The sequence below is a fragment of the Microbulbifer sp. VAAF005 genome (assembly GCF_030012985.1).
In the GTDB taxonomy this organism is placed as follows: Bacteria; Pseudomonadota; Gammaproteobacteria; order Pseudomonadales; family Cellvibrionaceae; genus Microbulbifer.
Genome location: NZ_CP120233.1, coordinates 2144471 through 2161194 on the forward strand (window position 1 = coordinate 2144471; position 16724 = coordinate 2161194).

Below are 16724 nucleotides of genomic sequence, written 5' to 3' on the forward strand. Positions count from 1 at the left end.
ATATACCTCAAGATTGAGAGTCTCTATATGAACAAATTAGATAATCAAGAAGATTCTTAACCCCTTCTGTGGGATCCCAATCAAAATAGTCAACGACTTTTGCATCCTGAGATAGACACATATACTCCTCGCCAAAAATTTCCTCTCCCTCACAGAATTTACTGATGAATTTTCTATTTGATTCAAAATATGCAAGCTTTACAGAGTCGGAAAAAATTTTCGGAAGGAGGAAATCAGATTTTGCCAATTCCGATCTGGAAAAATCAGATATTAATTTAAAGTCATCCATATTTTTTCTATTTAGAGCCAATTTAAGCTTTACTCCTTCGGCACTGAGAGAGTAATTTGCACCCTCCCCATTTGAAATCGGCTTTAACTCTGACAAACAATTAGGTGCAATATCCAAAAGTTGTAAAAACTCAGATTCTAACCCCTTATCCTTATACCTTATCTGATCGTATGGAATTATTTTTATACTACACCCAAGCTCTAACCAAGCATTGCAAGTTTCATAATAATCAAGAACCTTATCTGTATTTTTCCAATTTAAATTGGTCGTACGAGAAAGAGCCTTTACATCTTGATTATATCCCGATGCTAACAATTCGTCTTGGCGCCTAACAGTATAAACGATTTCTATTTCATCATAAAATCGCTTAAGAAAATCTACGAGCTTTTCTTTATTCGCTATATGAAAATATTCTGAAGAGATAAATGTTTTTGAGAAGCCATTTGACTTATCTAAAAGCTTCGCCAAATCGTCTATATCAACCTCTCTTTTCAGTCCATAAATATCTTTTCGGCTAATAAGTCTATCAGAGTCTATAAAATTACACGCCAGATTATGAGGAAGACGATTAGCTAGAATCAATACACCACCAGCTTTAGAAATATACTCTCTGTTAACATTGAAGCATGATTGAATATAACTTGTTCCAGTTTTCGGCATACCTGCATGGAGATACAACTTAGTCATTAATAAGCCTCCAGATGTTTCTCTGCACAGTCATTAATACTCAAAGGAGAAGTAATTCCTTTACTAATAAACTCCCAATCAACTGCTCTTTCATGTGCCTTAGTTATAGCAGACTTCAAAGAATTACTATTTCCATGTCGAAAATTATATCCATTTATACCATCAGTAATTTTTTCAACCATCCCGCCAATATCACTGCCAATCAATGGGCGACCATGATTAAAAGCTTCCTGAATTACCATTGGAGAATTCTCCCACCAAACCGAGGGAATAATTACCCAGTCCGCTTGCTCCATCAACTTGCCAATCTCATGGGATTCATATGATCCATGCAAAGTCACTAAATCTCCCAGCTCCTCTAATAGATCATGAATTTTTTCCTGAAATTCCTCAGTCTGCCCCTCTAGATTTGCGCCATGAATATCGAGGTGTACTTCTTCCCGAACTTCATCTGGCAGCAATTTAAAGGCTTCTAGTAATACATCAACCCCTTTAAACGGATTGATTTGGCCAAAAAATGCAAAACGACCCCGTTTTTCGCCTTCACCCAGTGGCCTTGCAGCCGGGCGCTCTACTTCTGGTTGACCATTTTCGATCATGATCAGCTTTTCTTCTGGAATCCCCCAATCTTTATATCGATCAACCAGGAAGTGACTGGGGGAAACAAATTTATCCACTAGATTGAAGATGGACTTGATATATTTTTCCCGCAGAAAAAAATCTGCAGTAGAACGTTCAGGAAAACAACGTCCACAGTCAGCTGGTGATGATTTATAGCAGAGCTTCATCTGTTTGCCCGGCTTTACCATCTGTCCATTGTTTGCACAAATTGCCAAATATTCATGCAATGTCATCACAATACGCGTATCCGGCAGTGTATTTCTAACTTCACGTACTAATTCAAGTCCCATATGAATATAGTGATGAAAGTGAACTACTGTTGGTCGATATCGTTGGAGCAATGCGCGGAATTCCTGCCATACATGCTTTTTACAACCTGATTGAAACAGGAAGAAGTCAGACATATGCGTATGAAATAGGATCTCTTTCTCAGAGTTAATTGTAGAAAAGGCAGACCCACCATGAGACGCTTGGTTAGTCCGAGCTAAAAATACGGTATCCAAGCCCCGCCGTTCATACTCTTTAAATAAATTGTAAGCAGCAACTTCAGCTCCACCTTTACTGTGATCCGGGTGGCCATGCGAAACGATCAGTATTCTTTGTTCTGTCATCGGTAAGTCCTTAGTGCACCAGCTGCTCAATTAGATTTCCCCAGCGCTCTGTGTGTTGCCAAGCGTTGTATAGGGTAATCTTGAATTTCCAATCGCGATTTTCAAATAAGTTCTGAGACAATCTCTCTAAATGATAGAGCTTCTCATCAGAAAGTACGTAATGGCGATATCCCATATCACGCAACTTCAGACAAAGATCTGAATCCTCAAAATCACCGAGCACATAAGTCTCATCTAGACCACCGACAGACTGGTAGAGCGATTTAGTGATAAACATGCAAGCCCCAGTAACAGCTGGGGACTCAGTGACCGGATCTATATTTAACAACCACTCAGGATTACCTTTTCCTGGGTGTTCATTAAGCCATAGATTGCCAAACTGCATACTCTTGGAAAAACTCATACCCACATGCTGTATAGTGCCATCATCAAATACCAGCTTTGGTGCAACAACGCCAACATCTTCCAAGCCCGATGATTTTTCTTCAATTCTAGAAAGCCAACCATTACGACTTGGAATAATATCTGAATTAAGCAGTACTAGTTTATCTGCGGTTGCATACTTGACGCCCAGGTTATTGGCACCAGCATAGCCCAGGTTTCTGCCACCATAGATCACCTTGAAGCCTATAGGGAACAACATACTGGTGTCGTAACAGAATGGGATAAACTCATCGTAGAGTCTGGGATCATCCAGGACGTAGATTAATTCAGTTTCATTAAAATCTTCATCATTAATAAACTGTGCAATCTGGTGTAAAAGAAAATCATAGCGGCCATAAAGCGGAACAATGACACTACGTTTAGGATTGCGAACCTCTGTGCCAAACTGCAATACTTCAACTTTAGGTTCATCTAGAAGATCACGCCGATTCGACCAAAGTGCAGATAATGCCGGGCCGATATGTTGACGCATATTTACCTGGTAATCTCTTCCGGTAACATTAAAATTCACTAACACTTGTTGGCTAGCCAAAATAATATCTTCCCGCACATTGGATTGCTGTACTGGAATTGTGCCTAAAGCACCATCTTTAGTGAAAAAAAGAAGTTCTAACTTAGCTTGCTCAATTAAATGTGGCATAGGTATCCAAGCAAAGAATCCAGCCTTATAAGTTGGACTTACTTTTCCAGGAAAAGCTTCCAGAACATCCTGGCGAGTATAACGAGCAGACTCTTTGAGTAAGTTCTCGCTATAACTACCATCGGTAGTACGCAAAACCAAACTCGCCAAGTCATTTTGTCCATCTAATAGCCAGCCTGATAGGAATAAACCGTGCCCCGGTACTGCTAAAATGTTATCCCAGTGGGAGTTAACTTTAGATTTAAGTTGGTTTTCATCCAGTGTACGCAATCCTGGGATTACAAATACACTGTTACCCATACTTTCGAACATCAGATCAAGTAGTTGTGCCTTTTCATCCGTACGCCAAGTCATACAATGGCCAAATAGGGATTCACCACTTAATTCAACAAAAGCATTTAACTCAACGCTCTTAGCTTTAGAGTCTTTAGCTGAAACAGATAAACATAGGGATTTTTCGTTCACTGGGTGATCATAAGGCCAGTCTACCAATAGGCTATACCCCCAACGGGCACTACCTTCAAAGCCAAAATGTCGATTTACATCTAAGCGAGTTGTGCGCAGCGTTGAGTAATTAAGTTCACCAATATTTGGTCCTTCAAAATCTTCATCGCTATCAATATATTCAAGGCGAAAGTCCAATGTGCTATGGGCGGGGTGAAAGGCCCAACCTTGTATCAATAAATGCTTGCCACCAATAACACCACATATATCAACCCAAACCTGAGCTATTTCCGGGAAATTCTTAGTTGGCTTAGTTGTTGCCGCCTTTAAACGCTCTAGTATCTTAATTCCCATTATCTCATTCCATCCTTATTCAGCGGTACGATATTGTTGTGCAATCCATTTACGGTAACTGCCATCCATTACCGCTCTCCACCAACAATCATTGTTCAAATACCATTGCAAAGTCTTATAAATGCCTGTCTCAAAGCTCTCCAGGGGTTGATAACCAAGTTCATTATTGGATTTCTTTGGATCAATGGCATAGCGGCGGTCATGGCCGGCCCTATCCTGGACGAATGTAATTAACTCTTGCGCATTACCTTTGATAACAGATAGCGCTTGAGGGTACTTAGTGGCTAGCGAAGTGTTTTCAGCAAACTCACGATTCATCAAGTCACAGATGAGTTTAACAATATCGATGTTTGCCCATTCATTAATGCCACCGATGTTATAGCACTCTCCAAGTTGCCCTTTTTGTATCACCTGTTCAATGCCCCTAGCGTGATCTTCGACATAAAGCCAATCGCGAATCTGTCTTCCATCTCCATATATAGGCAATGGTTGATTGAGCAAAATATTTGTGATCACCAGCGGAATCAGTTTCTCTGGAAAATGGTAAGGACCATAATTATTGGAGCAATTACTGGTTGTTACCTGCAGTCCATAAGTATGGTGATAGGCTCGAACTAGATGATCAGAGGCAGCCTTGCTGGCAGAGTATGGGCTATTTGGAGCGTATTGGCTCGTTTCACTAAATGCAGGATCTTCTGCTTCAAGAGTGCCATACACTTCATCGGTTGATACATGGTGAAAACGGTGAGTTTCTCGATGGAGCCCTTCATCCAGCCATACTTTTTTTACCGCCTTTAACAAGCTGTGAGTACCGATAATATTTGTCTGGATAAAGGCATCTGGCCCACTTATCGAACGGTCTACATGGCTCTCAGCTGCAAAATGTACCAAAGTATCAATCCGATGCTCTCTAAGTATATTTTCGACTAAATGTGTATCTGAAATATCGCCCTGATAGAACTTAAAGGTCGGCAGATCACTAACTGAATCTAAATTTGCAAAATTACCAGCATAGGTGAGCGCATCCAGAACTACTACTACGTCTTGTGGATAGGTTTTCATCCAGTAGTGAACAAAATTGGCTCCTATAAAGCCTGCGCCACCGGTTACCAGCAAGTGTTTCATCTTCATACCAAAAATTAGCTACGATTTATTTAAAATCGATTTGTACTATTGAGATTTTAGGGATAGTGCTTGTCTCAGAGACTCCCGCCAATGTGGCAGTTCAACTTCCAGTTCATTTATCAATCGGCTCTTATCTAGGACACTGTATGCTGGCCTTTCAGCCGGTGTTGGATAGTCTTCAGTTCTAATTGCATCAATGGAAAGCTCTTTATCGGAAGGAATAAGGCCAAATTTCTTACTTTCTTCGAATATTGCTACTGCAAAATCATACCAACTTGCCACTCCCAGATCGGTGCAATGAAAAATACCTTTTACACTATTTTGCTCGGCTAATATGAATAGAACCTTAGCAAGAGTTCCAGTCCATGTTGGTGTGCCTATCTGATCTGCAACTACACCTAATATCTTCCTGTCAGACATTAGTCTAAGCATCGTACTAACAAAGTTATTACCATGGGCAGAATAAACCCAAGCAGTACGTACTATTACCGCTTCTGGTAGTACATTCTGAACGGCAACTTCAGCTTCCGCTTTACTAGCGCCATATACCCCCAATGGATTCAACTTATTTGTTACCAAATAAGGGGATGACTTTTTCCCATCAAAAACGAAATCAGTAGATATGTGGATAAGTCTAATACTAAGTCTCTTGCATACCTCAGCTAGGTTTGATGCACCAATTGCATTAACAGAAAAAGCTAGGTCTTGCTCTTTTTCAGCTTTATCTACAGCCGTATAAGCTGCTGCATTAATAATTAAATTTGGGCGATACTTCTCTACTACCGATTCAACGGTGGACCGATCAGTAATATCAAGCTCCTCACGAGATAAGCCTATCAACTCATACTCCACAGGACATAGACGCTGAAGTTCACGTCCAAGCTGACCGTTTTTGCCAGTTACTAGAATTTTCATAGATACGCCAACCGATTGCCTATAGTAACGATACACATGGCTTATATACGCAGCATTGCAAAGCAATTAATTTATAAATTACGAGGAGACCTTGTATAAGGATTTAACTACAACTTCAGAAATATACTGTTATCGTTTGTTATGCAAAGTAGTCGGCATCCCGAAAGTGCCTACCTTCAGCATCTTTCCTTGAGAGTATGGGGGGACGCCCATCTTCGATCGGCCAGCTTATATTTAGGTCCAGATCATTCCACAATATCGACTGCTCATAGCTTGGAGCGTAATAATCTGTACATTTATATACAAATTCAGCCGATTCACTTGTAACATAAAACCCGTGCGCGAATCCCTCTGGTATCCATAGTTGCCGTTTGTTCTCAGCTGACAAATAGACACCGACCCAGCTGCCGAAAGTTGGTGAGCTTTTGCGTAGGTCTACGGCAACATCAAAGACCTCTCCTTGTACCACTCGCACAAGTTTTCCTTGAGTTTGCTCTGTTTGATAGTGCAGACCGCGTAAAATACCCCTGGAAGATTTACTATGATTATCTTGTACAAATACACTATTTGCACATTTATCCAAAAATACATCATCACGAAATGACTCAAAGAAAAATCCTCTTTCATCACCAAAGATCTTTGGTTCGATGATTTTTACATCGGGTATATCTGTTTCAATAATATTCATAAGGTCTAAATGTCTACAACTGCCAAGACCAAGCTCTATCAAGCTCAAGCTAAAAACTGTAAGAAGTGGAGCCGTCCATCCTTAGACGATACCCTGGTTAAACTTCAAATAACCAATATATGTTATCGCTTACTTAAAGATTTGAAGCATACCTGCGCTCACTTAAAGATGATATTTCGCCATTTTCAATTAGCAATTGCATTAAGTACTTACCATATCCACTTTTCATAAGTGGCTGTATTTGAGCTTCCAGTTCTTGAGCACTAATAAAGCCTTTGCGATAAGCGACCTCTTCAGGGCAAGCTATTTTCTGCCCTTGTCGGCGCTCAATCGTCTGAACAAATTGCGCTGCATCCAAAAGGTTGTCATGGGTACCTGTATCCAGCCAGGCGCTACCTCGACCAAGGTGCTCTACATCTAGCTGCCCCTGCTCTAAATACACCTTATTGATATCAGTAATTTCCAGCTCTCCACGACTACTAGGTTTGACTTCTTTAGCAATGTCACAGACTTGGCTGTCATAGAAGTACAATCCCGTTACAGCATAATTTGACCTGGGTGCTTCGGGCTTTTCCTCTAGGCTGACTGCTTTTCCTTCAGTATCGAACTCCACAACACCATATGCTTTAGGGTCTGCAACACGATAACCAAAGACAGTAGCACCATTGTCTCTTTTATCCGCCTGCTGAAGAATTCGGCTAAAGTTATGTGCGTAAAAAATATTATCGCCCAGAACCAGTGCACTATTACTATCGCCTACATGATCACGACCAATTAAAAATGCTTGGGCCAAGCCGTCTGGAGACGGCTGCACCGCATAAGAAATGTTTAATCCCCACTGTGCGCCATCTTCAAGCAGACGCCGGTACAAACATTGCTCATCTGGTGTTGTAATAATCAGAATGTCCTTGATTCCTGCCAACATAAGGGTAGTTAGGGGGTAGTAGATCATCGGTTTGTCATAAACAGCCATTAACTGCTTCCCGACACCCTTTGTTAAGGGATATAAGCGTGTACCAGAACCTCCAGCCAAGATAATTCCCTTCCGATCAGAAGACCCCTTCACAGTTTTTCCCCCAACGTTGAATCAATATTCATTTATTAATCACATCAAACAAAAAGATGTCGATGCAAAAATACAGGATTTATAGACTTAAGAGTCCAGGAAAGTTATCAAACTTTATAATGACAAATTCGAAGTGAATAATTACATACAACACTTTAAATCGGTATGGTGTAAGACTTACAGCTTATAACAGCCTGCAAGGAAACTAACCATACCGATTTATATCGTGCAATATGGGAGCCAATCTTAAAAAAGTTTACAACCTTTTAGTACCAAGTTAGAAAGATAGAACTGCTGCGGTTCCAACAGCTATACGGTAGAGTATTTCTGTTACATCTTTGGTTACTTGTAATTCACTGGAATGAATTTTTGGCATAATCATAATTTCATCTCCGGGGCGTAATCTATCCCCCAGACGATTATCAAAATCACCATCTTCTATACGATTAATCGTCCCATCGAGATGTAGAATCACCAATTCTTTGCGGTTTGCATTATTGGCAAATCCGCCGGCCAACTCTATATAGTCTTCCAGAGTCCGCTTCTTGCTAAAGACCAGGGAAGTTGGGAAAATTACCTCTCCCACGATTGACACAGTTGATGATTTCAAAGGCACAATCAGCTCATCACCATCTTCAAGCAGCATTTCTGCTGCGTTTGGGTTGTTCGCAATAACAACCTGGCCTCTGGGTTCGGCCTTTCGCGCCTGCTCGATAAAGTTCTGAATCATCATGGCGTTGTCTTTTTGCGCAGACTTTTCCAGGTCAGTATTGGGCTGGCGAGTTAGAACTTCCATCTGAAGCGCATCTAAAGAACGATCAAGAGCAGCCCGCTGGCGATCAGCGACACTCTTTCTATACAGCTGTATAGAGTTTCTATCTGCATTATCGCGAAAACTCAATTGACTAAGTAATTCGTCAAGAGTTGCACCATAGGGCAGCACATAAGTTGCAGGCCCATCCAACTCACCGGATACTCGGATTGAAATAGACTCAATATCGTTATCGCGTACCAATTCTATATGCGCTCCCGGATAGAGGCGTGTGGTCATGGCACTTGCAAGTGGCATATAGTCGGCTTGCTGAAGACCATCAATTACCTGAGTAATTCGTGCAAAGTTCGCCTGGGGGTCAGGTTTTGTTACGAGAAGCATCTCACCCAGTTGGGTATAGGGTCCTGTGAATTCCATCTGTGCAGCTTGCTGCACCGCTCCTTCAACTGTTACCGAACCATTACGAGCACCAACGACTACAACATCGCCATTGCGAAGTTGTAAAGCAGGCATAATTCCATCCACAAGGAAGCTATACAAGTTTACCTTTTGTATTTCCTCTCCCTGACGCATTACTTTGATATCAACAAAGCTGCCACTTTGCTCATCGATACCTCCAGCACTATCTAAATAGTAAAGGATCGAGTCTGAGCTAAAGCCGTTATAGAGACCAGGGTTCTTCACAAAGCCTGTTACAAAGACTTTAACCGGCTGGCTCGCCTCCAAGTTGGCATACGCTTGCACATTATTCTTGAATACTCGCTTTACATGACGCAGAACGAAGTCATTCAATGCGCCATTCTTTACTCCAGCAACATGAACTGGGCCAACCTCGGGGACAAAAATATTGCCTTTCGGGTCTACCGGTAACGTCGCACTAAAGCTATAGGCACCCCAGAGCTGTAGATTAACCTGGTCGCCAATCGATATTCTATAGTCCGGATTAAATCCACTAAATGGCTGATCTTTAAACGCGCCCTGAAACAGTGACTCCCCAAAAACGGGTATACCTGTCTCAGGCATTTCTGTTGAGGCAACCTCATCAATTAATTGAGTTTCCAATGCTCCGGCCTGAATACTGGACAGTGAAACCAACAACCCTATACCAAAACTAAAGCGCTTTATTTTTTCAGTAATCATTTGCTTGTTCTTTGTAAATTGATATTTACTCTGTCAGCGACATCAAAAATTCACCGACACTATTCTGTCTTGCAGCCTTTTGTCTGGCGCTACATCCTATGATCCCGAATAGTCACAACTAGCATCTTTCCTATTCCATAAAGCATTAGCAGAATAATTCCCAAGCTGGCTAGGTTATAGAGCTTGTGCGGATACTCTGCTTTCTCTGCTAACGATGGCTGGGTTACCACCATCAAGTGCTTAAGTTTACCTGACGCTTCCATACGAGCAGTTTCTAATGCTTTTAAAGAAGCTGCATAGGCATCGGTTGCAAATTGCAAATCGAGTTCAAGATTCTGGAAATGAGCACCAAGAAAATTAAGCCGTTGCTCTCCTTCTTCTTCCCCTATCCCCACTAGGCGTACCTTTTCTATCTCAATTTGGTTTTCTAACGCATCGATGTCTGCCTGCATGGAGACCACTTGTGATGAATCAGCATTTAGATAGGATTTTGCTGCAGTCAGATTTGCTCGTTGCTCAGCCAATCGCGCCTCTAGCCCTTGAATAATGGTACTGATACCTTTTGTAAGTTCTTCGGGACTTACAACTTTATGACTATTCTGGAAGTCAAGAATTTCTTGCTTAGTACTGCGTAACTTAGCTTGTGCCAAATCAACTTCACTCTTTACAAAAGCCACTTGCTTATCTGCAAGCTGATTGCTGATCTCGTTAACAAAATCTTCTGACTTTTGAATAACTGTCTCAACCAATCTTTTAGCAAAAGCCGGGTCGAATGCCTGCATTTCTATAGTAATAATTCCGGTAGCTTCATTATGGATAACACCAATATGATCACGATAGTATTTCAGGTAGTCCTCCTGAGTAGCATCTGAAGCCAAGCGCGAAAAGATATCGTGGCTAGTACTTCTGTAATAATCAGCCAAATGTAACGTTTCATCCAAATACAGGGCCATATCCAATGACTGGATATAGTTCACCACTAAAAACGCATCCTGATTATCTGCTGACATCCCTGGAATTAAAAAACCTAATGCGGGTGATGCAGCCTGTGAGGAAACACTATCTTTTACGATTAATTGGGTATTGCTTACATAACGCTCAGAAACCCAAAATAGGTAATATCCTGCCATTAGAATAAGGGGAAATATGACTAACAGGCCGAGACCTCTGGAATGATAGATTTTTTTGAATAGTTTCCCTTTCCCTTCATTCTCATTGTTGCCGGTTAATTTGATAAATAGTTTTTTTGTTTTATATAGAAAACTATTTGATCCTCCCCCTGCTAGCTCAAGGTCTTTTTTTTGCTCTTCAATGACTGGTTCTTTGGCTTCCATAATCGACTCTTATGCACTCACTGCCGGCTTAGCTGCGCCACTTTCGGATTGCGGTTTTTTCACTGGTTTTTCGCCCTTGTATAGATCAATAGCCTCATCTACGGTATCAAAAATTCTGAGGCCATTTGAATCAAGGTAAATTCCTACATCACAGTTTTTCTTAAGCATCCCCATTGCATGGGCAACGATAATAAAAGAAGAGTTCTTACGCTTTTCGGCAATAACTTCTTCACATTTCTTTTTAAAGTGAGCATCACCAACAGACATCACTTCATCGACTAAATAAATATCAAAATCTACGCCGATACTTAAACCAAAGGCCAAACGCGAACGCATACCAGATGAATAGCTCTTTACGGGTGCATCAAAGTAATTGCCAATCTCGGCAAAATCCTGAACCCTATCCATCAACTTCCGCTGGGTAGCTCCCCAGATACCGTGGATACCGCAAATAAAGGCCACATTTTCGCGGCCAGTCATGCTTCCTTGAAATCCTCCAGATAATCCCATGGGCCAGGAAATTCTCTGATCCGTGACTACCCGCCCATAATCTGGATAATCAATACCACCCATAATCCGCAGTAAAGTTGTTTTCCCAGCTCCATTACGCCCTAGGATGCCAATATTTTTTCCCTCAGGGAAATTTGCACTTACATCCCTAAAGAGAACCTTTCTTCCATGGGGAGTTCGAAAAGATTTGGTTAGTTTTTCTAGTCTAATCATTGGCTTCTTACCAAATCCCGCCAATTGGCCCGGTAACACAACAGACCGAAAGCCAACATCGAAATTGAAGCACCCATTAAGTACTGCAGGCTTCCAAATATTCCATGGTAGTTTTTGAATAGCCCCTCACGTGTCAACTCAATCACATGCAGTATTGGATTCCACGCTAGGTAGACATGGTATTCTTGAGGAACTTGCTCCAGAGAAAAGAATACTCCAGACATAAAATACAAAGGTCGTATTAGCATTGGTGACAGCTTTGCAAGCTCAGGGAATTTTACCCCAACAACACAGAGAGCCAGGCTCAAGCCTAAGCAAAAGCAGAAGAAAAATATATTTACTATCACTAGGAGCAAAAAATTATTGAATGGGCTTGTGACGCCAAACCAAGCAAACACAATTATTAAGGTAATAATTGTTGCTAGATAGATAGCAAATTCAAGGAGCACCCGTGTAAGTACAGCATCGAAGGGCCTTAGCTGGCGATAATTAAAGAGCCCTCGATTCGATTCCACTGCTGCCAACCCCTTTTGAAAACAGTGAGTGAAAAATAGGAATGGGGCAATTCCTCCTAGCATAAATAGCGGAGTTGGAACACCGGGATAGAATGTATCCTTCAGGAAACTAAAGACTGCAACCAAGACCATAATATGCAGTACTGGTTCGAGAAGCATCCAGGCATATCCCAGTCGCCACTTGCCAAAGCGAGTTTTCATCTCGCGCACTAGCAATGCGTAAATGACGTCACGCTGAATTTGCCAGACGGAGCGTTGAACTGATGGATGCATAGCGATTACTTTCTTGGCAATCTGTGAACCAGTCGTTACCCAATCTTGGGTTAAAACTGAGACAATTAATTCAAATAATGTCGAGGCATTCTTGAAGCCAAAATGCCTTCGTTTATTGGGTCGCATCTATCAAGATTCGACGCCTCCACTCTGAACCGCTAAGCTTAATTCGAGCTCAATACACCGCAAAATGGACGCGGAATCCTATCGCAGCGTCTCTTCTTCGTCATTTTTTAATTAATTACGTGCCATTACGTTCGTCCCAACAGTCTAGCTCAAAGCTCCCTATAGTGAACGATACGCCCTGCTAGATGATCACCAATGATGATTATCAATTTCTCTATGAATAAGCAGGCGACATCACCAGAATACATATTAGTCGCGGACAACAATGCTATCACTCACGTATTTTTCGAATGTGAATGCACAAACAGTTACTGGGAGAAACAGACGCAAAAAGACATCAAAGAAGTATTTAATGCCATACCTGGTCTAATTACTAAGATCCTCTACTGAATAACAAATAACCAGCTTCAAGTTTCTGGTACACAATCCTTTGCAGGCTTACTCAATAGTTCTGAGCAAAATCTACGCCAAGATAGATTTAGATAGGAAGCTTAAGGTATTAGAGAAGAAATTATTTGAGCCCTCGAAGTAGAAGCTGCAAACATTTAGCCTAATCTTTACCATAATAATTTATACTATCGTATAATATAGCTAAACCATTCTTTATAGCCATAGGCTAGTAAGACACCGAGATTCTCAGTGAGAGAGAATAATTAACTACCAAGTACTACAACTACTTCTGCACTTGTGTACCACTTTGTTTTAGGAACGGCAAGATTCACCTCAGGGAGAGAATAAGGCCTTTTTAGAATCCTTCCACTCGTATCCCAAATCCTGCCCTCACAGAGATCGACAAAATGTGCAAATTTATGGATATGGCTAGCATTCATCCACTCTCCATAAGGCTCATGATTAGGCTCTACAAAATCTACTGAACAGACACGATTAGGGGCATAGGGGTAAAACACAAAGAAATTTTCACTCCCCGAGCGCCATACGTTATCACTGCCCTCAGGCTGAGAGCTACCCAGAGAGCTAGGATCTTGTAATGACCCTAAGTACTCATTAATGAGTAATTTATCTCTGTCAGTTCGCCGATAAACAGAGAAATAGCCATACTCTCTGTATTCACCTTTCTTCATGTCTGACAAATCAAACGCATAGGTAGAATCATTCTCAGCTCGATCATTAATACCAAGGCTAAGGAAAAAGGGCATACAGTAAAATACAGTCCCCCAAAATAATAAAACTCCCATGCAAGCCCATAGCGGTTTTACTTTCAATTGATTCATTGTCTGCCCCTCAACTACATATTCTCTGCTACCTCATTTTGCCTACCGGTTCAATTATGGGCAACATGGGCCACTATGCCTAAGAGACCTATGCAATCAAAAAACTATCATTTTCTTTTTTTCGGCTAGGCCGAAATCAGAAACTCTAACTCTCGTGAGGACTTAGTCGGTATTATTTGTATCATGTCATAATTAGCCAATCCTTCACGATAGAATGGATCTTGTTTAAGTATCTGATCTAACGAGGACCGACTATCTATGGTCACTAGGATTACCCCACCTGTGCGAGGTTCCTTACGACCAGAAAGCTGAAAATACCCGAGATCGTAGTACTTATTCAAGAATTCAATATGCTCTGAAATAAACTTATCCACTTCCTCAAGGGGCTTTATGTAGGTAAGAGATACTATGAACATGCTGATCAACCTCTATTTGAAACTCAAAATATCAGAAGTAGAGATGAGAGATTTATCTTCCATTTAGCTTCTTATAAACATCGATTACCAATCTATAACTCTGGACTTCATTTAGACCACTATTGTACCTTCAGGAAAGCTGAAAATTCGGACAAAAATCTCGGTATTGATGCCGAATAAAGAGGAGTCTCTCTAGATAGTATTGCCTTAAGGAAAAAACCAAAACAAAGTATAATAGGACCTAGAATTATTGAGTAACTGGTTGACAGCTTTCTATTTATCTACTACTCAAAATCCAACTTTAAAAAAAGAAATTATTTGTATAATAGTGAACATATAGGTTTTGATTTAACCAGTATTATTAGTTCGGTTAATCTCCAGCATACCTTGCGCAGGCTGGCATAAATAAGCCAAAGTATTCATCCGTTATTAAATTTAGGATTATACGAATAAATATTATCGGCAGAGAATCATAAAAGCTTCACCTCTTGCTCCACCCACACCTCCACCTACAACCTTCCATCCCTCTGGCACTTTGACAGTTTTCTCCGGAACTTCCCCTTTGTTTAATGACCTTCCAGATATATTCCATAAAGTAGCAGCAAAGCACTCATTTAACTGCTCATCTAATGGTTCTTTATTCTCCTCAGAATCAGCTTCAGCCAAAGCAGTTAGAACGCCAAGATAAACTGATCCTACCCATCAACAACGGACACACCACTAAGCGACTAGTTGTTCCTCAAACGCCTCAGGGCTGAGATAGCCATTGGCGCTGTGTAAGCGATTTCGATTGTAGTCTATCTCTATATACTCAAATACGGTCTCTCGCATGAGGCACCTTGTGGGAAAGCGGTTACCATGGATTGCTTCTACCTTAAGTGAGTGAAAGAATGTTTCTGCACAAGCGTTATCATAGCAATTACCTTTGGCGCTCATGCTGCACCGCAGACCATAAGCTGTAATCAAAGATTGATAATCTTTAGAGCAATACTGGCTTCCCCTGTCAGTATGCACGATAACATTCGTAGGTTTCTTACGTCGCCATAAAGCCATTTGAAGAGCGTCACAGACCAATGTAGCTGTCATCGTTTCTGACATCGCCCAACCAATAACTAGCCGACTATATAGGTCTATCACTACAGCCAGATATAACCAACCTTCTTCCGTTCGCAGGTAGGTTATATCCCCAGCCCATTTCTGATTCGGCCCTTCAGCATTGAAGTTCTGCTCGAGCAGATTTGGAGCTACTGGCAGACCATGTTTTGAATAGGTTGTGGCTTTATATCTCTTGGCGGCTTTAGCCCGTAGGCCCTGTCGACGCATGCTGGCAGCAATTGTTTTTTGATTATATTTACTCCCCTCACTGGCCAATTCCTTCGTCAGGCGAGGAGAGCCACTACGTTCTTTACTGGCTATAAAGCGCTGCTGTACCAAGCTATCGAGCTGCATTCGGTACTGCTGGTACCTGGATTGGCCGGCCGATCTTGACACCCAGTCGTAAAACCCACTGCGAGATACGTTCAATACCTTGGCCATCGCTTTGATGCTGAATTCATGCCTGTGCTTTTGCATGAAGGCGTACCTCATTTCAGGCTCTTTGCAAAGTACGCTGCGGCCTTTTTTAAGATCGCTAGCTCCTCTGCCTGCTCAGCCAGCTGCCGCTTAAGGCGAGCATTCTCTGTGGCCAGCTCTCTCTCGGCATCCCCTCGGCTCTGATGTAACTTAGCCTTGCTTCGCCATCCGTAAATCTGAGAAGGATGTAACCCAAGCTGTTTAGCGGCAACGCTTACCCCAACTTTGAGCGCAAGTGCTAGGGCATCCTTTCTATATTCCTCTGAGTACTGTTTACGAGTGGTTTTGGTTGGTTTATTTGATCTTGTCATAGAGCACCTCTGCTGCGTAGTTTATCGCTTAAGAGAGTGTCCGTCGTTGGTGGGTAGGATCAAACTACTAATCCAAGTAGTCCAGAGAATAAGATGCTGTGCTTTTTCATTGACTTCCTTTTAGTACTAAATTTTAAATTTCGTATTTATCCATCCGTTGAGATAGGAACATATAGCCGAATAAAAAGTCAACAAATACTCCTTTTTTTATTTTAGATTGATCCACTTTTTCTCTATCTAACCAGTCGAAAGATTTCTAAAGTGGAAGATAGATGCTGGGAACTAATTTTTTCCTTATATTGACACGATCAATAACTATCGAAAAGGTGATCTAAGAGAGTTTTCAAATAGCTCATATGTAGCAGAAACTACATCTAAAGTACCCTCTCATAATATTCGATATGCATGCAACAGCTCTTGCGTAAT

At 41.4% G+C, this 16724-nt stretch carries 15 protein-coding genes; all 15 read right to left on the bottom strand.

All coding sequences use genetic code 11. From position 1 onward, the window contains the following. Nucleotides 1–7: 7 nt before the first annotated feature. Complete coding sequence (locus P0078_RS09390) at nucleotides 8–976, bottom strand: hypothetical protein (protein ID WP_282934132.1); 969 nt, start codon at nucleotides 974–976, stop codon at nucleotides 8–10. Next, the gene (locus tag P0078_RS09395; RefSeq protein WP_282934133.1) at nucleotides 976–2208 is read right to left on the bottom strand and encodes a glycosyltransferase family 4 protein; all 1233 of its coding nucleotides are present in this window, start codon (nucleotides 2206–2208) and stop codon (nucleotides 976–978) included. Before P0078_RS09395 ends, P0078_RS09390 begins: the two co-directional genes overlap by 1 nt. A gap of 10 nt (nucleotides 2209–2218) precedes the next feature. Next, complete coding sequence (locus P0078_RS09400; protein ID WP_282934134.1) at nucleotides 2219–4090, bottom strand: glycosyltransferase family 2 protein; 1872 nt, start codon at nucleotides 4088–4090, stop codon at nucleotides 2219–2221. Nucleotides 4091–4105: 15 nt separating this feature from the next. After that, nucleotides 4106–5215: a dTDP-glucose 4,6-dehydratase gene (rfbB, locus tag P0078_RS09405; RefSeq protein ID WP_282934135.1), complete on the bottom strand. Its 1110-nt coding sequence runs from the start codon at nucleotides 5213–5215 to the stop codon at nucleotides 4106–4108. A 45-nt stretch (nucleotides 5216–5260) separates the two neighbouring features. Continuing rightward, complete coding sequence (rfbD, locus tag P0078_RS09410; protein WP_282934136.1) at nucleotides 5261–6130, bottom strand: dTDP-4-dehydrorhamnose reductase; 870 nt, start codon at nucleotides 6128–6130, stop codon at nucleotides 5261–5263. 139 nt (nucleotides 6131–6269) lie between these two features. Then, the gene (rfbC, locus tag P0078_RS09415) at nucleotides 6270–6818 is read right to left on the bottom strand and encodes a dTDP-4-dehydrorhamnose 3,5-epimerase (RefSeq protein ID WP_282934137.1); all 549 of its coding nucleotides are present in this window, start codon (nucleotides 6816–6818) and stop codon (nucleotides 6270–6272) included. Between the two features lie 133 nt (nucleotides 6819–6951). Beyond that, nucleotides 6952–7884, bottom strand: coding sequence for a glucose-1-phosphate thymidylyltransferase RfbA (gene rfbA / locus P0078_RS09420; RefSeq protein ID WP_282934138.1), 933 nt, complete (start codon nucleotides 7882–7884; stop codon nucleotides 6952–6954). A gap of 277 nt (nucleotides 7885–8161) precedes the next feature. Further along, the gene (locus P0078_RS09425) at nucleotides 8162–9796 is read right to left on the bottom strand and encodes a polysaccharide biosynthesis/export family protein (RefSeq protein WP_282934139.1); all 1635 of its coding nucleotides are present in this window, start codon (nucleotides 9794–9796) and stop codon (nucleotides 8162–8164) included. Between the two features lie 89 nt (nucleotides 9797–9885). Beyond that, nucleotides 9886–11130 carry a KpsE/RkpR family capsule polysaccharide export protein gene (locus P0078_RS09430; protein ID WP_282934140.1) on the bottom strand — a complete coding sequence of 415 codons (1245 nt, stop codon included), beginning with the start codon at nucleotides 11128–11130 and terminating at the stop codon, nucleotides 9886–9888. A gap of 9 nt (nucleotides 11131–11139) precedes the next feature. Next, nucleotides 11140–11853, bottom strand: coding sequence for an ABC transporter ATP-binding protein (locus P0078_RS09435; RefSeq protein WP_282934141.1), 714 nt, complete (start codon nucleotides 11851–11853; stop codon nucleotides 11140–11142). Beyond that, nucleotides 11850–12767, bottom strand: a complete 918-nt coding sequence (locus P0078_RS09440) for an ABC transporter permease (protein WP_282934142.1) — start codon at nucleotides 12765–12767, stop codon at nucleotides 11850–11852. The genes P0078_RS09435 and P0078_RS09440 overlap by 4 nt, the downstream gene beginning before the upstream one ends. A gap of 653 nt (nucleotides 12768–13420) precedes the next feature. Continuing rightward, nucleotides 13421–13999 carry a hypothetical protein gene (locus tag P0078_RS09445; RefSeq protein WP_282934143.1) on the bottom strand — a complete coding sequence of 193 codons (579 nt, stop codon included), beginning with the start codon at nucleotides 13997–13999 and terminating at the stop codon, nucleotides 13421–13423. A gap of 125 nt (nucleotides 14000–14124) precedes the next feature. After that, nucleotides 14125–14415: a YciI family protein gene (locus tag P0078_RS09450; protein WP_282934144.1), complete on the bottom strand. Its 291-nt coding sequence runs from the start codon at nucleotides 14413–14415 to the stop codon at nucleotides 14125–14127. A 456-nt stretch (nucleotides 14416–14871) separates the two neighbouring features. Beyond that, a complete protein-coding gene (locus tag P0078_RS09455) occupies nucleotides 14872–15081 on the bottom strand; it encodes a hypothetical protein (RefSeq protein WP_282934145.1) in 210 nt (69 codons plus the stop codon). A gap of 54 nt (nucleotides 15082–15135) precedes the next feature. Next, nucleotides 15136–16298, bottom strand: a protein-coding gene (locus tag P0078_RS09460) for an IS3 family transposase (RefSeq protein WP_282931542.1) whose coding sequence is annotated in 2 segments (ribosomal slippage) — nucleotides 15136–16040 and nucleotides 16040–16298 — 1164 coding nt in all. Because the reading frame shifts where the segments join, the coding sequence is not laid out codon by codon here. Nucleotides 16299–16724: the final 426 nt, after the last annotated feature.

What these genes read in the sequence shown, in the direction of transcription:
- rfbB (WP_282934135.1), bottom strand. Translation starts at nt 5,215, where the DNA reads ATGAAACACTTGCTGGTAACCGGTGGCGCAGGCTTTATAGGAGCCAAT.
- P0078_RS09390 (WP_282934132.1), bottom strand. Translation starts at nt 976, where the DNA reads ATGACTAAGTTGTATCTCCATGCAGGTATGCCGAAAACTGGAACAAGT.
- P0078_RS09395 (WP_282934133.1), bottom strand. Translation starts at nt 2,208, where the DNA reads ATGACAGAACAAAGAATACTGATCGTTTCGCATGGCCACCCGGATCAC.
- P0078_RS09425 (WP_282934139.1), bottom strand. Translation starts at nt 9,796, where the DNA reads ATGATTACTGAAAAAATAAAGCGCTTTAGTTTTGGTATAGGGTTGTTG.
- P0078_RS09450 (WP_282934144.1), bottom strand. Translation starts at nt 14,415, where the DNA reads ATGTTCATAGTATCTCTTACCTACATAAAGCCCCTTGAGGAAGTGGAT.
- rfbC (WP_282934137.1), bottom strand. Translation starts at nt 6,818, where the DNA reads ATGAATATTATTGAAACAGATATACCCGATGTAAAAATCATCGAACCA.
- P0078_RS09440 (WP_282934142.1), bottom strand. Translation starts at nt 12,767, where the DNA reads ATGCGACCCAATAAACGAAGGCATTTTGGCTTCAAGAATGCCTCGACA.
- P0078_RS09430 (WP_282934140.1), bottom strand. Translation starts at nt 11,130, where the DNA reads ATGGAAGCCAAAGAACCAGTCATTGAAGAGCAAAAAAAAGACCTTGAG.
- P0078_RS09400 (WP_282934134.1), bottom strand. Translation starts at nt 4,090, where the DNA reads ATGGGAATTAAGATACTAGAGCGTTTAAAGGCGGCAACAACTAAGCCA.
- P0078_RS09435 (WP_282934141.1), bottom strand. Translation starts at nt 11,853, where the DNA reads ATGATTAGACTAGAAAAACTAACCAAATCTTTTCGAACTCCCCATGGA.
- P0078_RS09445 (WP_282934143.1), bottom strand. Translation starts at nt 13,999, where the DNA reads ATGAATCAATTGAAAGTAAAACCGCTATGGGCTTGCATGGGAGTTTTA.
- rfbD (WP_282934136.1), bottom strand. Translation starts at nt 6,130, where the DNA reads ATGAAAATTCTAGTAACTGGCAAAAACGGTCAGCTTGGACGTGAACTT.